The 15,124-nt window shown below is 63.5% G+C and carries 15 protein-coding genes; 2 read left to right on the forward strand and 13 right to left on the reverse strand.

Going from position 1 to position 15,124, the window contains the following annotated elements:
• Positions 1-36 precede the first annotated feature (36 nt).
• The 13 genes from ACI2KG_RS21280 to ACI2KG_RS21340 all read right to left on the reverse strand — a co-directional run bounded on the left by ACI2KG_RS21280 (position 37) and on the right by ACI2KG_RS21340 (position 12,586).
• Positions 37-975 carry an LD-carboxypeptidase gene (locus ACI2KG_RS21280; RefSeq protein ID WP_404663180.1) on the reverse strand — a complete coding sequence of 313 codons (939 nt, stop codon included), beginning with the start codon at positions 973-975 and terminating at the stop codon, positions 37-39.
• A 110-nt stretch (positions 976-1,085) separates the two neighbouring features.
• The gene (gene lipA / locus ACI2KG_RS21285; RefSeq protein WP_400618224.1) at positions 1,086-2,102 is read right to left on the reverse strand and encodes a lipoyl synthase; all 1,017 of its coding nucleotides are present in this window, start codon (positions 2,100-2,102) and stop codon (positions 1,086-1,088) included.
• A gap of 2 nt (positions 2,103-2,104) precedes the next feature.
• The gene (gene lipB, locus ACI2KG_RS21290) at positions 2,105-2,752 is read right to left on the reverse strand and encodes a lipoyl(octanoyl) transferase LipB (protein WP_404663181.1); all 648 of its coding nucleotides are present in this window, start codon (positions 2,750-2,752) and stop codon (positions 2,105-2,107) included.
• Positions 2,752-3,027: a DUF493 domain-containing protein gene (locus ACI2KG_RS21295; RefSeq protein WP_009685832.1), complete on the reverse strand. Its 276-nt coding sequence runs from the start codon at positions 3,025-3,027 to the stop codon at positions 2,752-2,754. The genes lipB and ACI2KG_RS21295 overlap by 1 nt, the downstream gene beginning before the upstream one ends.
• A gap of 73 nt (positions 3,028-3,100) precedes the next feature.
• Positions 3,101-4,261, reverse strand: a complete 1,161-nt coding sequence (locus tag ACI2KG_RS21300; protein WP_404663182.1) for a D-alanyl-D-alanine carboxypeptidase family protein — start codon at positions 4,259-4,261, stop codon at positions 3,101-3,103.
• A gap of 371 nt (positions 4,262-4,632) precedes the next feature.
• A complete protein-coding gene (locus ACI2KG_RS21305) occupies positions 4,633-5,637 on the reverse strand; it encodes a septal ring lytic transglycosylase RlpA family protein (RefSeq protein WP_404663183.1) in 1,005 nt (334 codons plus the stop codon).
• On the reverse strand, positions 5,637-6,647 hold the full coding sequence (gene mltB, locus ACI2KG_RS21310; RefSeq protein WP_404663184.1) for a lytic murein transglycosylase B: 1,011 nt from the start codon (positions 6,645-6,647) through the stop codon (positions 5,637-5,639). The genes ACI2KG_RS21305 and mltB overlap by 1 nt, the downstream gene beginning before the upstream one ends.
• A gap of 17 nt (positions 6,648-6,664) precedes the next feature.
• Positions 6,665-7,768, reverse strand: coding sequence for a rod shape-determining protein RodA (gene rodA, locus ACI2KG_RS21315; protein ID WP_050491907.1), 1,104 nt, complete (start codon positions 7,766-7,768; stop codon positions 6,665-6,667).
• A 38-nt stretch (positions 7,769-7,806) separates the two neighbouring features.
• On the reverse strand, positions 7,807-9,696 hold the full coding sequence (gene mrdA, locus ACI2KG_RS21320) for a penicillin-binding protein 2 (RefSeq protein WP_404663185.1): 1,890 nt from the start codon (positions 9,694-9,696) through the stop codon (positions 7,807-7,809).
• Positions 9,697-9,712: 16 nt separating this feature from the next.
• On the reverse strand, positions 9,713-10,180 hold the full coding sequence (gene rlmH / locus ACI2KG_RS21325; RefSeq protein WP_003249722.1) for a 23S rRNA (pseudouridine(1915)-N(3))-methyltransferase RlmH: 468 nt from the start codon (positions 10,178-10,180) through the stop codon (positions 9,713-9,715).
• 10 nt (positions 10,181-10,190) lie between these two features.
• Entirely contained in the window at positions 10,191-10,610 is a 420-nt protein-coding gene (gene rsfS, locus ACI2KG_RS21330) for a ribosome silencing factor (protein ID WP_009685825.1), read from the reverse strand.
• Between the two features lie 43 nt (positions 10,611-10,653).
• The gene (nadD, locus tag ACI2KG_RS21335; protein ID WP_404663186.1) at positions 10,654-11,313 is read right to left on the reverse strand and encodes a nicotinate-nucleotide adenylyltransferase; all 660 of its coding nucleotides are present in this window, start codon (positions 11,311-11,313) and stop codon (positions 10,654-10,656) included.
• Between the two features lies 1 nt (position 11,314).
• The gene (locus tag ACI2KG_RS21340) at positions 11,315-12,586 is read right to left on the reverse strand and encodes a glutamate-5-semialdehyde dehydrogenase (protein ID WP_404663187.1); all 1,272 of its coding nucleotides are present in this window, start codon (positions 12,584-12,586) and stop codon (positions 11,315-11,317) included.
• Between the two features lie 492 nt (positions 12,587-13,078).
• On the opposite strand from ACI2KG_RS21340, the gene ACI2KG_RS21345 reads away from it, so the two are divergent.
• Together ACI2KG_RS21345 and ACI2KG_RS21350 are read left to right on the forward strand one after the other, a co-directional pair.
• Complete coding sequence (locus ACI2KG_RS21345) at positions 13,079-13,747, forward strand: DNA-3-methyladenine glycosylase (RefSeq protein WP_404663188.1); 669 nt, start codon at positions 13,079-13,081, stop codon at positions 13,745-13,747.
• A 2-nt stretch (positions 13,748-13,749) separates the two neighbouring features.
• Positions 13,750-15,066 carry a bifunctional DedA family/phosphatase PAP2 family protein gene (locus ACI2KG_RS21350; RefSeq protein ID WP_404663189.1) on the forward strand — a complete coding sequence of 439 codons (1,317 nt, stop codon included), beginning with the start codon at positions 13,750-13,752 and terminating at the stop codon, positions 15,064-15,066.
• The last annotated feature ends 58 nt before the right edge of the window (positions 15,067-15,124 follow it).

Below are 15,124 nucleotides of genomic sequence, written 5' to 3' on the forward strand. Positions count from 1 at the left end.
TTGCCGGCGATGGGCTGCAACGCAGCCCCAAAAGTCTCAAGCCTGAAACAGGTCCTGCTCCAACACCAGGCTCTGCCGACCACAGTCCAGCCTGACCCTGGCCCCCAGCGGCAAGCACACATTCGGGTCACAATGCCCACTGCGCCACCCGGCCAGCACCGGCACGCCCAGCGGCCCGAAGGTCTCCACCAGTAACGGCGCCAACGCCGCCGTGGTAATCCCGGCAAAATCCCCCACCAGCACGCCCTTGATCCCCGCCAGTTTGCCCGCCAGGCGCATCTGGGTCAGCAACCGGTCCACCCGGTACAGCGGCTCGTTGACGTCCTCGATGAACAAGATGCAGCCCTGGGTATCCAGTTCGGCAAGCGTGCCCATGGTCGCGCCCAGCATCGACAGGTTGCCCCCCAGCAACGGCCCGCGGGCCTCACCCGGCAACACACTGTCCAACGCGAACTCTGCCGGGTGCACGATCTGCTCACCTGCACGCACATGCCCGCCTAGTTGCGCCAGCAGTGACGACTCGGTCGGCGCCAGCTTGCCCCCCAGCAGGTCGGCATTGAGCATCCCGCCATGGAAGGTAAGCATCCCGCAATGGCGGTACAGCGCTGTGTGCAGCGCGGTTATGTCGCTGTAGCCGATCAGTGGCTTGGGGTTGCGCCGGATCAGCTCGAAATTCAGCTGGTCGAGCAGGCGCATGCTGCCGTAACCGCCGCGCATGCACAGGATGGCGTCGATCGCCGGGTCGGCAAAGGCATCGTGCAGGTCCTGCAGCCGCTGCGGGTCCGGGCCTGCCAGGTAACCCTGAGCCTGCAGGGCACCTGGGTAAATGCGGCAACGGTAGCCGCGATCAGCGAACCACTGGCTGACCTTGTGCGTATCCAGCCGCGCCGAGCCCGCCGGCGCAATGATGGCGAAGCAGGCGCCCTGCGGAATCGCCCTGTGCAAATGTACGGGAAGGGTATCGACACAATTCATCATGCAGCTCCAGACATCTTGTCGCGTGTAGCTTATGGCTTGTCGCCGGCAAAAAAAAATGCCGACGTTACCTTTTCGGCAAGCATCGGCATTTGTGTTTCAGCCCAGGCTCAGAGCTTGATCTTGGCTTCGTGCGCCTGTTGGTCGGCGTGGTACGAAGAACGCACCAGCGGGCCAGAAGCAACGTTCTTGAAGCCCATCTTGTAGCCTTCCTCGGCGAACCAGGCGAAGGTGTCCGGGTGGACGAAGCGCTGTACCGGCAGGTGGCTACGCGACGGCTGCAGGTACTGGCCGAGGGTGAGCATGTCGATGTCATGCTCGCGCATGCGGTGCATCACTTCGATCACTTCTTCGTCGGTCTCGCCCAAGCCGAGCATCAGGCCCGACTTGGTCGGTACATGCGGTACCAGCTGCTTGAACTTCTGCAGCAGGTCCAGCGACCAGTCGTAGTCCGAACCCGGGCGCGCAGCCTTGTACAGGCGCGGTACGGTTTCGAGGTTGTGGTTGAACACATCCGGCGGCTCTTGCGCGGTGATTTCCAGCGCCACGTCCATACGGCCGCGGTAGTCCGGCACCAGGGTTTCCAGCTGTACGCCCGGCGACAGCGCGCGGATTTCCCGGATGCAGTCGGCAAAGTGCTGGGCACCACCGTCACGCAGGTCGTCGCGGTCCACCGAGGTGATAACCACGTACTTCAGGCGCAGGTCGGCAATGGCGACTGCCAGGTTTTTCGGCTCGTCCAGGTCCAGCGGCTTCGGCCGGCCGTGGCCAACATCGCAGAACGGGCAGCGACGGGTGCAGATGTCACCCATGATCATGAAGGTGGCGGTACCACCGGAGAAGCACTCGCCCAGGTTCGGGCAGGAGGCCTCTTCACACACGCTGTGCAGCTTGTGCTTGCGCAGCAGTTGCTTGATGCGGTCTACCTCGGGCGATACCGGGATACGCACGCGAATCCAGTCGGGCTTTTTCGGCAGCTCATCGGTAGGGATGATCTTTACCGGGATGCGCGCGACCTTGTCGGCGCCCCGCAGTTTTACCCCAGCTTCCACCTTCTTCGGCGCTGGGCGCGGGGTGACATCCTGGGTGGTTATCAGGTTCGGCACGGCTTCTTGCACAGTTGTCATATTCAGTCGATTCCGCCCGTGAGGGTCGTCTGCTCTGCGTAGTCGAGGTGCTTGACCAGCTGTCCGCGCAGCCTTGTCCTGACCTCGTCGAGTTCGATCGGGCCTGCCAGGTCACGCAGCTGGGTCATCGCCAGCCCCGCATAACCGCAGGGGTTGATTCGGCGGAATGGCGCAAGGTCCATGTCCACGTTCAGGGCAAGGCCGTGGAACGAACGGCCATTGCGAATTCGCAGGCCGAGGGAGGCGATTTTCGCTCCGTCGACATAGACGCCCGGCGCATCGGGCTTGGCCGCAGCCTGGACGTCATAACTGGCAAGCAGATCAACCAGGGTCTGCTCGATACGGCTGACCAGCTCACGCACGCCAAAACCCAGCCGGCGTACATCCAGCAGCAGGTAGGCCACCAGCTGCCCGGGGCCATGGTAGGTCACCTGGCCACCGCGGTCGGTCTGCACCACCGGGATGTCGCCCGGCACCAGCAGGTGCTCGGCCTTGCCGGCCTGGCCCTGGGTGAAGACTGCGGGGTGCTCGACCAGCCAGACTTCATCCTGGCTGTCCGGGCTGCGCTGCTCGGTGAAGCGACGCATGGCCTCCAGCACCGGTTCATAGGGCTGCAGGCCAAGTTCGCGAAAACCGAGGCAGGCGGACATCAGAGCACCATTTTCACGATGCCGGTAGCGCGCAGGGCACTGTTGATATCGTGCAGCTGGTTCTCGCTTTCCGCAACGATGTGCAATTGCACGGTGGTGTACTTGCCTTCCTTGCTCTGGCGTTCGGCCAGCGTGGAAAGGTCGACCTTGGCGTGCTTGCTGAGAATCTCGATGACCGTGTCCTTGAAGCCGACAACGGTGTCACCGATGACCTTGATCGGGTAATCGGCGCAAGGGAATTCGATCTTGTGCGACTTTACGTCTGGTTCGCTCATGGCGGAAACGGCCTCGTAAGCCGTGGCAACAACAATGCCCCCGCGTGATACGCGGGGGCTTGCAGGTCACGTATCAGTTGAACAAGCCATAGAAGAATAGACGGATGCTATCCCACATACGGCGGAAGAAACCACCTTCCTCGACGCCATCAAGGGCGATCAGGTCGGCGCTGTGAACCACTTTCTCGTCCAGTTTGACTTCCACTTTACCGATCACGTCACCTTTGGCGATAGGCGCAGTAATTTGCGGGTTCATGGTCATCGAAGCCTGAAGGCGCTTCAATTGGCCTTTAGGCATAGTCATGGTCAGGTCGTCGGCCAGGCCGGCCTTGACGATGCTGGAGGCGCCCTTCCATACCGGAGCCTGGGTCAGCTCGGTACCCTTCTGGTAGAAAGTCTGGGTTTCGAAGAAGCGGAAGCCATACGTCAGCAGCTTCTGGGTCTCGGCGGCACGCGATTGCTCGCTGTTGGTACCGAACACCACGGCGATCAGGCGCTGGCCATCGCGAACGGCCGAAGCCACCATGCAGTAGCCGGCTTCGTCGGTGTGGCCGGTTTTCAGACCATCGACAGTCTTGTCACGCCACAGCAGCAGGTTGCGGTTAGGCTGCTTGATGTTGTTCCAGAAGAACTCTTTCTGCGAGTAGATGGCGTAGTGGGCCGGGTCGACGTTGATGATCGCACGGGCCAGGGTCGCCATGTCGTGGGCAGACGAGTAGTGCTCCGGGTTCGGCAGGCCGGTCGGGTTCATGAAGTGGCTGTTGCTCATGCCCAGGTCGGCAGCCGTCTTGTTCATCATGTCGGCGAAAGCGTCTTCGCTGCCGGCGATGTGCTCGGCCAGGGCGACCGAGGCGTCGTTGCCGGACTGGATGATGATGCCGTGCAGCAGGTCGCTGACCGTGACCTGGCTGCCCACCTTGATGAACATGCGCGAACCGCCGGTACGCCAGGCGTTTTCGCTGACGGTCACCGGGTCGTTTTCGCCGATCTGGCCACGGCGGATGTCCAGGGTGGCGATGTAGGCGGTCATCAGCTTGGTCAGGCTGGCTGGCGGCAGGCGCTCGTCACCGTTGTTCTCGACCAGCACGTTGCCGCTGGACGCGTCCATGAGTACGTAGGACTTGGCTGCCAGTTGCGGTGGTGCCGGTGTCATCTGCTCAGCCGCGAAGGCGGCAGGCGTGATCAACAGCAGTACGGGCAGGCAAAGTCGTTTGGCAAGGTTGGTGATGTTCATCCGTCTCTCGAAAATCGCTAATGGTCTGATGTTCCCTGGGCAAGATCATGTGCCCAGCGCCAGTCAGTCTAGTTTTATGGCCGTAGGCCTGGCCCGCCGGCATTTGTAAATCAAAGTGCGGCTTTATGTCGCTGCGGGCAAAAGCCGACATTGTACATGGCCGTGCCCGGCAATTCATGACAAAACCGACAGTTTAACGGTGGCGTTGCATGGGAACGCAGTCACTGTAGGAGCGGCCTTGTGTCGCGATCGGGCTGCAAAGCAGCCCCGGCAATTGTTGCATTCATGCAGATATCCCGGGGCCGCTTCGCGGCCCGATCGCGACACAAGGCCGCTCCTACGCACAGCACATCAAGGCTGCACTGCCACTGTCAGTCAGCTGTGACCAGCTTGGCCTGCCCCAAGTTCGCCAGGCGGATGCTGTCTTGTGCCTGCTGGATCTCGCCCTGGCTGCCGATCGGCCCCAGGCGCACGCGGTGCAGGGTCTGCTGGTTACGCACGATCGAGCTGATGAACACCGGCGCGCTGACCATGGTGCTGAGCTTGGAGCGCAGCAGTTCAGCGGCGTCCGGGTTGGCGAAAGCGCCCACCTGCAGGAAGCTGCCACCGTTGCCGCCAGGCACGTTGTTACCCCCCACCTGCACCGGCACCACTGGCGCTGCGTGCTGCTGTGGCGGCGGGGTCCATTGCTCGACGCGCCCGGTCGTGGCCGGGATCGCCTGGGTCTGCGCCACTTGCGGCTCTTTCAGCACCATCGGCGGGGTTTGCCCGCGCTGGGCCCACCATTGCTGCGGGTCGATGCCCTCGACACGCACATGCGCGGTACCGATTTCGGCATAACCGAGCTTTTTCGCCGCGGCATAGGACAGGTCGATGATGCGGTCGGAATAGAACGGGCCACGGTCGTTGACCCGCAGCACCACGCTACGGCCGTTGGCCAGGTTGGTCACCTTGACGTAGGCCGGCAGCGGCAGGGTCTTGTGCGCAGCGCTCATGCCGTACAGGTCGTACAGCTCGCCGTTGGCGGTGTTCTGCCCGTGGAACTTGGTGCCGTACCATGACGCCGTGCCCTCGGCGCGGTAATTGCGCGAGTCCTGCATCGGGTAGTAGGTCTTGCCCAGCACCGTGTACGGGTTGGCCTTGTAGTTGCCGGTGTGCACGGTCGGCGTGGCGTCGGGGATCTTGTTCACATCCACGTCCCACCACGGTGCGCCGTCCTTGTGCGCCCGGTTGATGTCCAGGCCCGGTTGGCTGCGCACCGCGTTGCCACTGCTTTGCTGCTGGGTCGGGCGGCTGGAAGAGCAACTGGCCAGCACCACGCCGACGGCGAGGCAGGTGAGCAGCTTGAAGGAATTGGCAGAGATGATTGCGCGCATTACTTGACGCCCCGTACTTGAACCAGCTGTTCCGCGAGCTGATGCACCGCCATGGCATACATCACGCTGCGGTTGTAACGCGTGATCGCGTAGAAGTTCTTCAGGCCCATCCAGTATTCGGGGCCATTGTCACCCTCGAGACGGAAAGCGGTAACCGGCAGATCATCGCGCAGCGAATCATGAACCGACCAACCCAGGCTACGCAACTCCCCGACCGTCTTGACCGGTTCGATACCGGTGGTCAGGCCCTGTTCGGCGCGCTCGCCCTGGACCCAGGCGCGGCTGACCACGCCCTCGCCGGCGACCCAGCCGTGGCGCTTGAAGTAGCTGGCCACGCTGCCGATGGCATCGTCCGGGTTGTTCCAGATATTGATGTGGCCGTCGCCATCAAAGTCCACCGCGTAGTTGCGGAAGCTGCTAGGCATGAACTGCGGCAGGCCCATGGCGCCCGCGTAGGAACCCTTGAGCGTCAGCGGGTCGAGCTGCTCGTCACGCGCCAACAGCAGGTACTCACGCAGCTCCTTGCGGAAGAATTCGGCCCGCGGCGGGTAGTCGAAGCCCAATGTCGACAAGGCGTCGATCACGCGGTAGTTGCCGGTATTGCGGCCGAAGAAGGTTTCCACGCCGATGATCGCGACAATGTATTGCGCCGGCACGCCGTATTCCCGCTCGGCACGTGCCAGTACTGCCTCATGCTGGCGCCAGAAGTCCACACCACGGGCAATGCGCGCATCGGTAATGAACATCGGCCGGTAGTCCTTCCACGGTTTTACCCGTTCGGCCGGCCGCGAAATGGCATCGAGGATCGACTGCTTGCGCTGAACCTCACGGAACACGCCCATCAGCTGTTCAGGGGCAAAACCGTAGTCGCGGCTCATCTCGCCAACGAACTCGGCCACCTTCGGCGAGCCGTCATAATCGCCGGCATGGGCCAGCTGTACAGCGCCGAACAGGCCCACCGCGCCGACCCACGGCGCACAACGGGCAGCCCAGTTACGCACTGCTTGCATGAAATTGTTCACCTTATTCAAACCTGCGCGATCCATTTGCGGTGCGTATGGATCGACATTAAAACGCCAAACGCTGACAACAGCGTCACCAACGATGTTCCGCCATAGCTGATAAAAGGCAGCGGCACGCCCACCACGGGCAGCAGGCCGCTGACCATGCCGATATTGACGAACACGTACACAAAGAACGTCATGGTCAGGCTGCCCGCGAGCAGCTTGCCAAACAGGGTCTGCGCCTGCGCGGTAATCATCAGGCCACGGCCGATCAGCAGCAGGTAGACGATCAGCAGCAGGCAGATACCCACCAGGCCAAACTCCTCACCGAGCACGGCAATGATGAAGTCGGTGTGGCTTTCCGGGAGGAAGTCCAGGTGCGACTGGGTGCCGAGCAGCCAGCCCTTGCCGAATACCCCGCCCGAGCCGATGGCAGCCTTGGACTGGATGATGTTCCAGCCGGTACCCAATGGGTCGCTTTCCGGGTCGAGGAAGGTCAGTACCCGCTGTTTCTGGTAGTCGTGCATGACAAAGAACCACATCGCCACCGCCACCGGCACTGCCGCCGCCAGCACGCTGAGAATCCAGCGCCAGCGCAGACCGCCCATGAACAGCACGAAGGCGCCGGAGGCCAAAATCAGCAGCGCTGTGCCCAGGTCCGGCTGACGCACGATAAGAATGAACGGCACACCGATCAACACCAGGCTTATTGCCACGTGTTTCAGGTGCGGCGGCAAGGTGCGCTTGGACAAGTACCAGGCGATGGTCGCCGGCATGATGATCTTCATGAACTCCGAGGGCTGGAAGCGGATCACCCCGGGGATGTTGATCCAGCGCGTGGCGCCCATGGCGTTGTGGCCCATCACGTCCACCACCACCAGCAACAGCACCCCGGCCAGGTACGCCAGTGGCACCCAGCGGGCCATGAAGCGCGGCTCCAGCTGGGCGATGACGAACATCGACACCAGGCCGATGCCGAACGAGGTGGCCTGCTTGAGCAGCAGGTCCCAGTTCTTGCCACTGGCCGAATAGAGCACGAATAGGCTGCCGGCCGCGAGGGTCAGCAGGATGACCAGCAAGGGGCCATCAATATGGATGCGCTGCAGGAAGCTGGCGCGCCGACGCATCACATCCTCGCTGGAGAGTATGCGATCGAAATTGTTCATCACAGGGCCGATTCCTGGGTAACGGTGGCAGGCGCGAACTCGGGCTTGAGCCGGCCATTTTCGTCGAGCAGCCAGGCGTCCATGATCTGACGCACCACCGGCGCGGCCACACCCGAACCGGACTCACCGTTCTCGACCATTACCGAGACCACGATCTTTGGGGCTTCGGCCGGGGCAAAGGCGACGAACAGCGCATGGTCGCGGTGGCGCTCCTGGAGTTTGTTGCGGTCGTACTTCTCGCCCTGCTTGATCGCCACCACCTGGGCGGTACCGCTCTTGCCGGCAATACGATACTGGGCACCGGCTGCGGCCTTGCGCGCCGTACCACGGGCGCCGTGCATCACCTGCTCCATGCCATGGGTAACCTTGGCCCAGTCAGACTTGTCGCGCAGCACGATGTCTTCCATCGGGTTTTCATCTACCGGCTGCTGGCCTTCGATGGTCTTGGCCAGGTGCGGGCGGTTCCACACGCCCTTGTTGGCGATCAGTGCCGTGGCCTGGGCCAGTTGCAGCGGTGTCGCCTGCATGTAGCCCTGGCCGATGCCGAGGATCAAAGTTTCGCCGGGGAACCAGGCCTGGCGGCGGGTGGCGCGCTTCCACTCGCGCGAAGGCATCAGCCCGGCAGATTCCTCGAACATGTCGAGGGACACCCGCTGGCCGATACCGAACTTGTTCATGTAGCTGGACAGCCGATCGATGCCCATCTTGTGCGCAAGGTCGTAGAAATAGGTGTCGTTGGAACGCATGATCGCGGTGTCCAGGTCGACCCAGCCATCCCCGGAGCGGTTCCAGTTACGGTACTTGTGGTCGTAGTTGGGCAACTGGTAGTAGCCCGGGTCGAACACCCGGCTACTGGCATTGACTACGCCACTGTCGAGGCCGGCGATGGCCACCGCCGGCTTGATGGTCGAACCCGGCGGGTACAGGCCACGCAGCACACGGTTGAACAGCGGCCGATCAATCGACTCGCGCAGCTCGGCATAGGCCTTGAAGCTGATGCCGGTGACAAACAGGTTGGGGTCGAAGCTGGGCTGGCTGACCATGGCCAGCACTTCGCCTGTTCGCGGGTCAAGCGCCACTACTGCACCACGGCGGCCACCCAGGGCGGCTTCGGCGGCTTCCTGCAGTTTGATGTCCAGGCTCAGCACGATGTCCTTGCCCGGCTTGGGGTCGGTGCGTTTGAGCACCCGCAACACCCGGCCCCGGGCGTTGGTTTCGACTTCCTCGTAACCCACCTGGCCGTGCAGGGCATCTTCGTAGAAGCGCTCGATGCCGGTCTTGCCAATATGGTGGGTGCCGCTGTAGTTCACCGGGTCGAGGGTTTTCAGTTCTTTTTCGTTGATCCGCCCCACATACCCCACGGAATGCGCAAAGTGCGCCCCCTGCGGGTAATGCCGCACCAGCTGCGCCACCACTTCGACGCCCGGCAGGCGGAACTGGTTCACCGCCACCCGGGCGATCTGTTCTTCGTTGAGCTCGAACAGGATCGGCACCGGCTCGAACGGCCGGCGGCCTTGGCGCATGCGCTTCTCGAACAGCGCCCGATCATCATCCGTCAGTTCCAGCACTTCAACGATGGTATCCAGCACTTCCTGCCAGTTACCCGCACGTTCGCGGGTCATCGACAGGCTGAAGCTGGGCCGGTTGTCGGCAACGATCACGCCGTTGCGGTCGAAGATCAGCCCGCGGGTTGGCGGGATCGGCTGCACATGCACCCGGTTGTTCTCCGACAGCGTCGAGTGGTAGTCGTACTGAATGATCTGCAGGTAGTACAGCCGGGCGATCAGCACGCAAATAAGCAGCATGACCGCCACTGCGCCGACCACGACGCGGTTGCGCACCAGGCGGGCGTCTTTCTCGTGGTCCTTGAGACGGATCGGCTGCGACATCGGACTGCTTACAGGCTCATTTGTGGTAAGGGTGCCCGGACAACACGGTCCAGGCGCGGTAGATCTGCTCGCCGATGAGTATCCTTACCAACGGGTGCGGCAGGGTCAGCGGCGACAGCGACCAGCGCTGCTCGGCGCGCGCGCAAACCTCAGGCGCCAGGCCTTCCGGGCCTCCCACCATCAAATTGACCGTGCGCGCATCCAGCCGCCAGCGGTCCAGCTCGGTCGCCAGCTGCTCGGTACTCCAGGGCTTGCCATGGACCTCGAGGGTGACGATGCGTTCCCCGGGCTGCACCTTGCTCAGCATGGCTTCGCCCTCCTGACGGATCAGGCGGGCGACATCGGCATTCTTGCCACGGGTGTTCAGCGGGATTTCCACCAGCTCCAGCGACAGCTCGGCAGGCAGGCGCTTGGCATATTCATGCCAGCCTTCCTCGACCCACTTCGGCATGCGCGAGCCGACCGCAATAAGGCGCAGACGCACAGCGCTATCCTTATTCGCGGTCTTTGAGCTTGTCGGAATACTCGTGGGCATGGTCCGGGCTGTGGTGCTTGCCATCGGCAGCACGGCTTTGCTCGGCACCCTGCCACAGGCGCTCCAGGTCATAGAACTGGCGGGCAGCGGCAGTCATCATGTGCACGATGACGTCGTTCAGGTCCAGCAGTACCCAGTCGCTATCGCCCTTGCCTTCTTCGCCCAGTGGCTGTGCGCCCTTGGCCTTGACCGCTTCGCGAACCTTTTCGGCCATCGCGTTGATCTGGCGGTTGGAGGTACCGGTGGCAATGATCATGTAGTCGGTCAGGCTGTGCTTTTCGCGCACGTCGATGACCTGGATATCCTGGGCCTTGACGTCTTCCAGCGCGGCCTTGGTCACTGCGACCAGTTCTTCGCCGTAAATTTTCTGCTTGGTCATATAAAACTCGTTCAACTCGTTGGATGAGGCGCCAGAGGCACCGTCAGTTGGGCGCACGATACAGTTCGTGCGCCTCGATATAGGCCAGTACGGCGTCCGGCACCAGGAACCTCACCGATTTGCCGCTGGCCAGCAGCTGTCGGATCTGTGTAGCCGACACCGCAAGCGGTGTCTGCCAGACGAACGAAATATTTCCCGCCGGGCCGGACATGGCGGTGGGATCGCTCTCGGAGCGCGCAGCCAGCAGGTTGCGCAGCTCGTCAGGGGGTTCTACGTCGGCATCCGGGCGTTGCAGCACGAGGATGTGACAGTGTTGCAGCAGTTCTTCCCAGCGGTGCCAGTTGGGCAAGCCACAGAAGGCATCCCAGCCCAGCAGCAGGAACAGCTGGTCGCTGCCGGCCAGTTCGGCGCGGATCGATTCCAGCGTGTCGATGGTGTACGAAGGCTTGTCACGCTCGAGCTCGCGGGCGTCGACGCTCAGGCACGCCACGCCCTGCACCGCTTCGCGGACCATGGCCAGGCGGTCTTGCGCGGCCACCTGCGGGGTGTCACGGTGTGGCGGCCGGGCATTGGGCAGCAGGCGCAACTCGTCCAGCCCCATGAACTCGGCCACTTCCAGCGCGCTGCGCAGGTGGCCGATGTGCACGGGGTCGAAGGTGCCGCCTAGAATGCCGATGCGCCGGACTGCCTGAGCCTTGCTCAACTCAGCAGGCCCCTTGGCCGCGCAGCTGGCCGTCGCCGATCACCACGTATTTTTCGCAGGTCAGGCCTTCCAGGCCGACCGGGCCGCGGGCATGCAGCTTGTCGGTGGAAATGCCGATTTCCGCACCCAGGCCGTACTCGAAGCCGTCGGCGAAGCAGGTCGGGGTGTTGAGCATGACCGACGCCGAATCGACTTCAGCCATGAACTGGCGGGCTTCGCCCTGGTGTTCGCTGATGATCGAGTCGGTGTGGTGCGAGCCGTAGTGGTTGATGTGCTCGATGGCCTGGTCCAGGCCATCGACAACGCGGATCGACAAGATGGCGTCGAGGTACTCGGTGTGCCAGTCAGCTTCTGTGGCCGGTTTGGCATCGATGAACGCCCGGGTCCGCTCGCAGCCACGCAGCTCTACGCCCTTGTCGTGGAAGCGGCGGGCCATCTCCGGCAAGAAGCGCTCGGCCACCTGCTGGTCGACCAGCAGGGTTTCCATGGCGCCGCAGATGCCGTAGCGGTAGGTCTTGGCGTTGAAGGCCACGTTCCAGGCCTTGTCCAGGTCGGCATGCTGGCTGACAAAGACATGGCAGATACCGTCCAGGTGCTTGATGACCGGCACGCGGGCATCGCGGCTGATGCGCTCGATCAGGCCACGGCCGCCGCGCGGGACGATCACGTCGACGAATTCCGGCATGCTGATCAGCGCGCCCACGGCTTCGCGGTCAGTGGTCTCGACCACCTGCACCACTGCCGCCGGCAAGCCGGCCTCGGCCAGCCCACGCTGGATACAGGTGGCGATGGCACGGTTGGAATGGATGGCTTCGGAGCCGCCCCGCAGGATGGTCGCGTTACCCGACTTCAGGCACAGGCTGGCGGCATCGATGGTTACGTTCGGGCGCGACTCGTAGATGATCCCGATCACCCCCAGCGGCGTGCGCATCTTGCCGACCTGGATGCCCGAGGGGCGGTAGCTCATGTCGCGGATGGCACCGACCGGGTCCGGCAGGCTGGCCACCTGGCGCAGGCCGGTGATCATGCCGTCGATACGCGCAGGGGTCAGGGCCAGGCGGTCAAGCAGCGCCGGTTCAAGGCCATTGGCGCGGCCAGCGGCCAGGTCCAGTTGGTTGGCGGCAGTCAGCTCGGCACGTGCGCCATCCAGCGCCTCGGCGGCGGCTTGCAGGGCGCGGTTCTTCTGCGCGGTGCTGGCACGGCCGATCACCCGGGAAGCCTCACGGGCAGCGCGACCCAGGCGGGTCATGTAGTCAAGAACGGACTCAGTCATGGGTTCGGTGTCTTGGCGAAAGGGGAAATCGGCTGATTATAACTGCCGCGCAGGTATACGCCCAGCGGCGGGAGGCGGATGGTAGAAAATGGTTGTTCGCCTATAACCTTTCTGCGCCTGTGAAATCGAGCGCCGCCCGCGCGGCGCTTCGCGGGGCAAGCCCGCTCCCACATCTATTTCGGGCCAGTGCGTCCTGTGCCGGCGGCGCGCGACCGCCTTGTTGTTCCAATTTGAATATCAAGGCGGACGCCAAGGGTGCGAGTGCGTCGGTTACAGGAATAACTGGCCCGAAACAGATGTGGGAGCGGGCTTGCCCCGCGAAGCGCCGCGCGGGCGGCGCTCGATTTCACAGGCGCCAAACCCTTCAAGGCAAACCCCACCAGCCACTCCCCCAATGAAACATACAGATACCAATCAGTCCCTCCTCAGGTTCAGCCTCGATTAAGCCATTCATTGCTATCATCCCCGCCTCCCCAACCGCGAACCGTCCGCATGCCAGCCCTGCCCGACAGCTTTTTCGACCGCGACGCCCAGACCCTGGCCAAGGCCCTGCTAGGCAAAGTCATCCGCCATCGTCACGGTGACCTGTGGCTGGCCGCGCGCATCATCGAGACCGAGGCCTACTACCTCACCGACAAAGGCAGCCATGCCTCGCTCGGCTACACCGAAAAGCGCAAGGCCCTGTTCCTCGACGGCGGGCACATTTACATGTACTACGCCCGCGGCGGCGATTCGCTGAACTTCAGCGCCCACGGGCCGGGCAACGCAGTGCTGATCAAGTCTGCCTATCCCTGGCAGGACGCCCTCTCGGGCCCCAACAGCCTGGCGCAGATGCAACTGAACAACCCCGACGCCAGCGGCCAGGTGCGCCCGGCCGAACGCCTGTGTGCCGGGCAAACGCTGCTGTGCCGCGCACTGGGCCTGAAAGTGCCGCATTGGGACGCCCAGCGCTTCGACACCGAGCGCCTGTACGTGGAAGATTGCGGCAACCCGGTACCACAGGTGATCCAGGCCGCCCGCCTGGGCATCCCGCACGGGCGAGACGAGCACCTGCCCTACCGCTTCGTCGACGCCGAATATGCGCGCTTTTGCACACGGAACCCGTTACGCCGCGGCCAAGTCGAAGGCCGGGACTTCTTCATTCTCGAACAAGGAAGCTGAACATGGGCCAATGGCTCGACAGCCTGACCGCTTGGCTCGGTGCCAACCCGCAGTGGCTTGGCCTGGCGATTTTCCTCATTGCCTGCATCGAGTGCCTGGCCATTGCCGGCATCATTGTACCCGGCACGGTACTGCTGTTCGCCGTGGCGGTACTGGCTGGTAGCGGCGCCTTCAGCCTCGGTGAAACGCTGTTGCTGGGCTTTCTCGGTGGCCTGCTGGGGGATGCCTTGTCGTATACGGTGGGCAAGTATTTCCACCAGAACATCCGCCGCCTGCCCTTGCTGCGGCATCACCCGGAGTGGATCGGCAGCGCCGAGGCGTACTTCCAGCGCTACGGCATCGCCAGCCTGCTGGTCGGCCGCTTCATCGGCCCGCTGCGGCCTATGCTGCCGATGGTCGCCGGCATGTTCGACATGCCGCTGCCACGCTTCATTGCCGTCAGCCTGGTGGCCGGCGCCGGCTGGTCGGTGGCCTACCTGCTACCCGGCTGGGCCACGGGCGCGGCGATGCGCCTGCCATTGCCGGAAGGCTTCTGGCTGGATGCCGGGATCATTGCCGGCACCCTGGCAGTGCTGATCGGCCTGAGCCTGAACAGCAGCATCCGCGACCACCGCCACGGCACCCGGCTAGTGGCCGGCCTGTGCTTCCTGGCCCTGGCCGGGTTGTTTCTGGGCTGGCCCTACCTGCACCAGTTCGATCAAGGCGTAATGACGCTTGTGCAAGAACACCGCAGCCAGGCCATCGATGGCACGGTGGTGCTGGTAACCCGACTGGGCGATTTCCGCACCCAGTTTTTCCTCGGCGGCCTGCTGACCGGGCTGTTACTGCTGGCCAGGCAATGGCGCCATGCGCTGTTCGCCGCAGGCGCGCTGATGGGCACGGCGATCGCCAACGGCTCACTGAAATGGCTGTTTGCGCGGGCCCGCCCCGAGGTGCTGAGCGACCCGCTGACCAGCTACAGCATGCCCAGCGGGCACAGTTCGGCGTCGTTTGCGTTCTTTCTGGTGCTGGCGGTGCTGGCCGGGCGCGGCCAACCGCCGCGCATGCGCCTGACGTGGGTGATGCTGGGCTGTATCCCGGCGCTGGCGATTGCGCTGTCGCGGGTGTACCTGGGGGCGCACTGGCCGACCGACATCCTCGCCGGGGCCATGCTGGCGTGCTGCGTGTGTGCGCTTAGCCTGACACTGGTGCAATACAAGCAGACGTTGCCAGCCTTGCCACAGCGGGTGTGGTGGCTGGTGCTGCCGGCGTGCATTGCGCTGCTGGCGTTCTTTGCCATGCATGCGTTGCCGCAGGCTTTGTTGCGTTATCAGTATTGATGGTGCCTGTGCGGGCCTCTTCGCGGCGGTTCGACGCGAAGAGGCCCGCACAGGCAAA

It is taken from the genome of Pseudomonas sp. NPDC089407 (genome assembly GCF_044900445.1).
GTDB lineage: Bacteria > Pseudomonadota > Gammaproteobacteria > Pseudomonadales > Pseudomonadaceae > Aquipseudomonas.

Coding starts and splice junctions, on each gene's coding strand:
- ACI2KG_RS21280 (WP_404663180.1), bottom strand. CDS start 975: ATGAATTGTGTCGATACCCTTCCCGTACATTTGCACAGGGCGATTCCG.
- lipA (WP_400618224.1), bottom strand. CDS start 2,102: ATGACAACTGTGCAAGAAGCCGTGCCGAACCTGATAACCACCCAGGAT.
- lipB (WP_404663181.1), bottom strand. CDS start 2,752: ATGTCCGCCTGCCTCGGTTTTCGCGAACTTGGCCTGCAGCCCTATGAA.
- ACI2KG_RS21295 (WP_009685832.1), bottom strand. CDS start 3,027: ATGAGCGAACCAGACGTAAAGTCGCACAAGATCGAATTCCCTTGCGCC.
- ACI2KG_RS21300 (WP_404663182.1), bottom strand. CDS start 4,261: ATGAACATCACCAACCTTGCCAAACGACTTTGCCTGCCCGTACTGCTG.
- ACI2KG_RS21305 (WP_404663183.1), bottom strand. CDS start 5,637: ATGCGCGCAATCATCTCTGCCAATTCCTTCAAGCTGCTCACCTGCCTC.
- mltB (WP_404663184.1), bottom strand. CDS start 6,647: ATGCAAGCAGTGCGTAACTGGGCTGCCCGTTGTGCGCCGTGGGTCGGC.
- rodA (WP_050491907.1), bottom strand. CDS start 7,768: ATGCGTCGGCGCGCCAGCTTCCTGCAGCGCATCCATATTGATGGCCCC.
- mrdA (WP_404663185.1), bottom strand. CDS start 9,696: ATGTCGCAGCCGATCCGTCTCAAGGACCACGAGAAAGACGCCCGCCTG.
- rsfS (WP_009685825.1), bottom strand. CDS start 10,610: ATGACCAAGCAGAAAATTTACGGCGAAGAACTGGTCGCAGTGACCAAG.
- ACI2KG_RS21340 (WP_404663187.1), bottom strand. CDS start 12,586: ATGACTGAGTCCGTTCTTGACTACATGACCCGCCTGGGTCGCGCTGCC.
- ACI2KG_RS21345 (WP_404663188.1), top strand. CDS start 13,079: ATGCCAGCCCTGCCCGACAGCTTTTTCGACCGCGACGCCCAGACCCTG.
- ACI2KG_RS21350 (WP_404663189.1), top strand. CDS start 13,750: ATGGGCCAATGGCTCGACAGCCTGACCGCTTGGCTCGGTGCCAACCCG.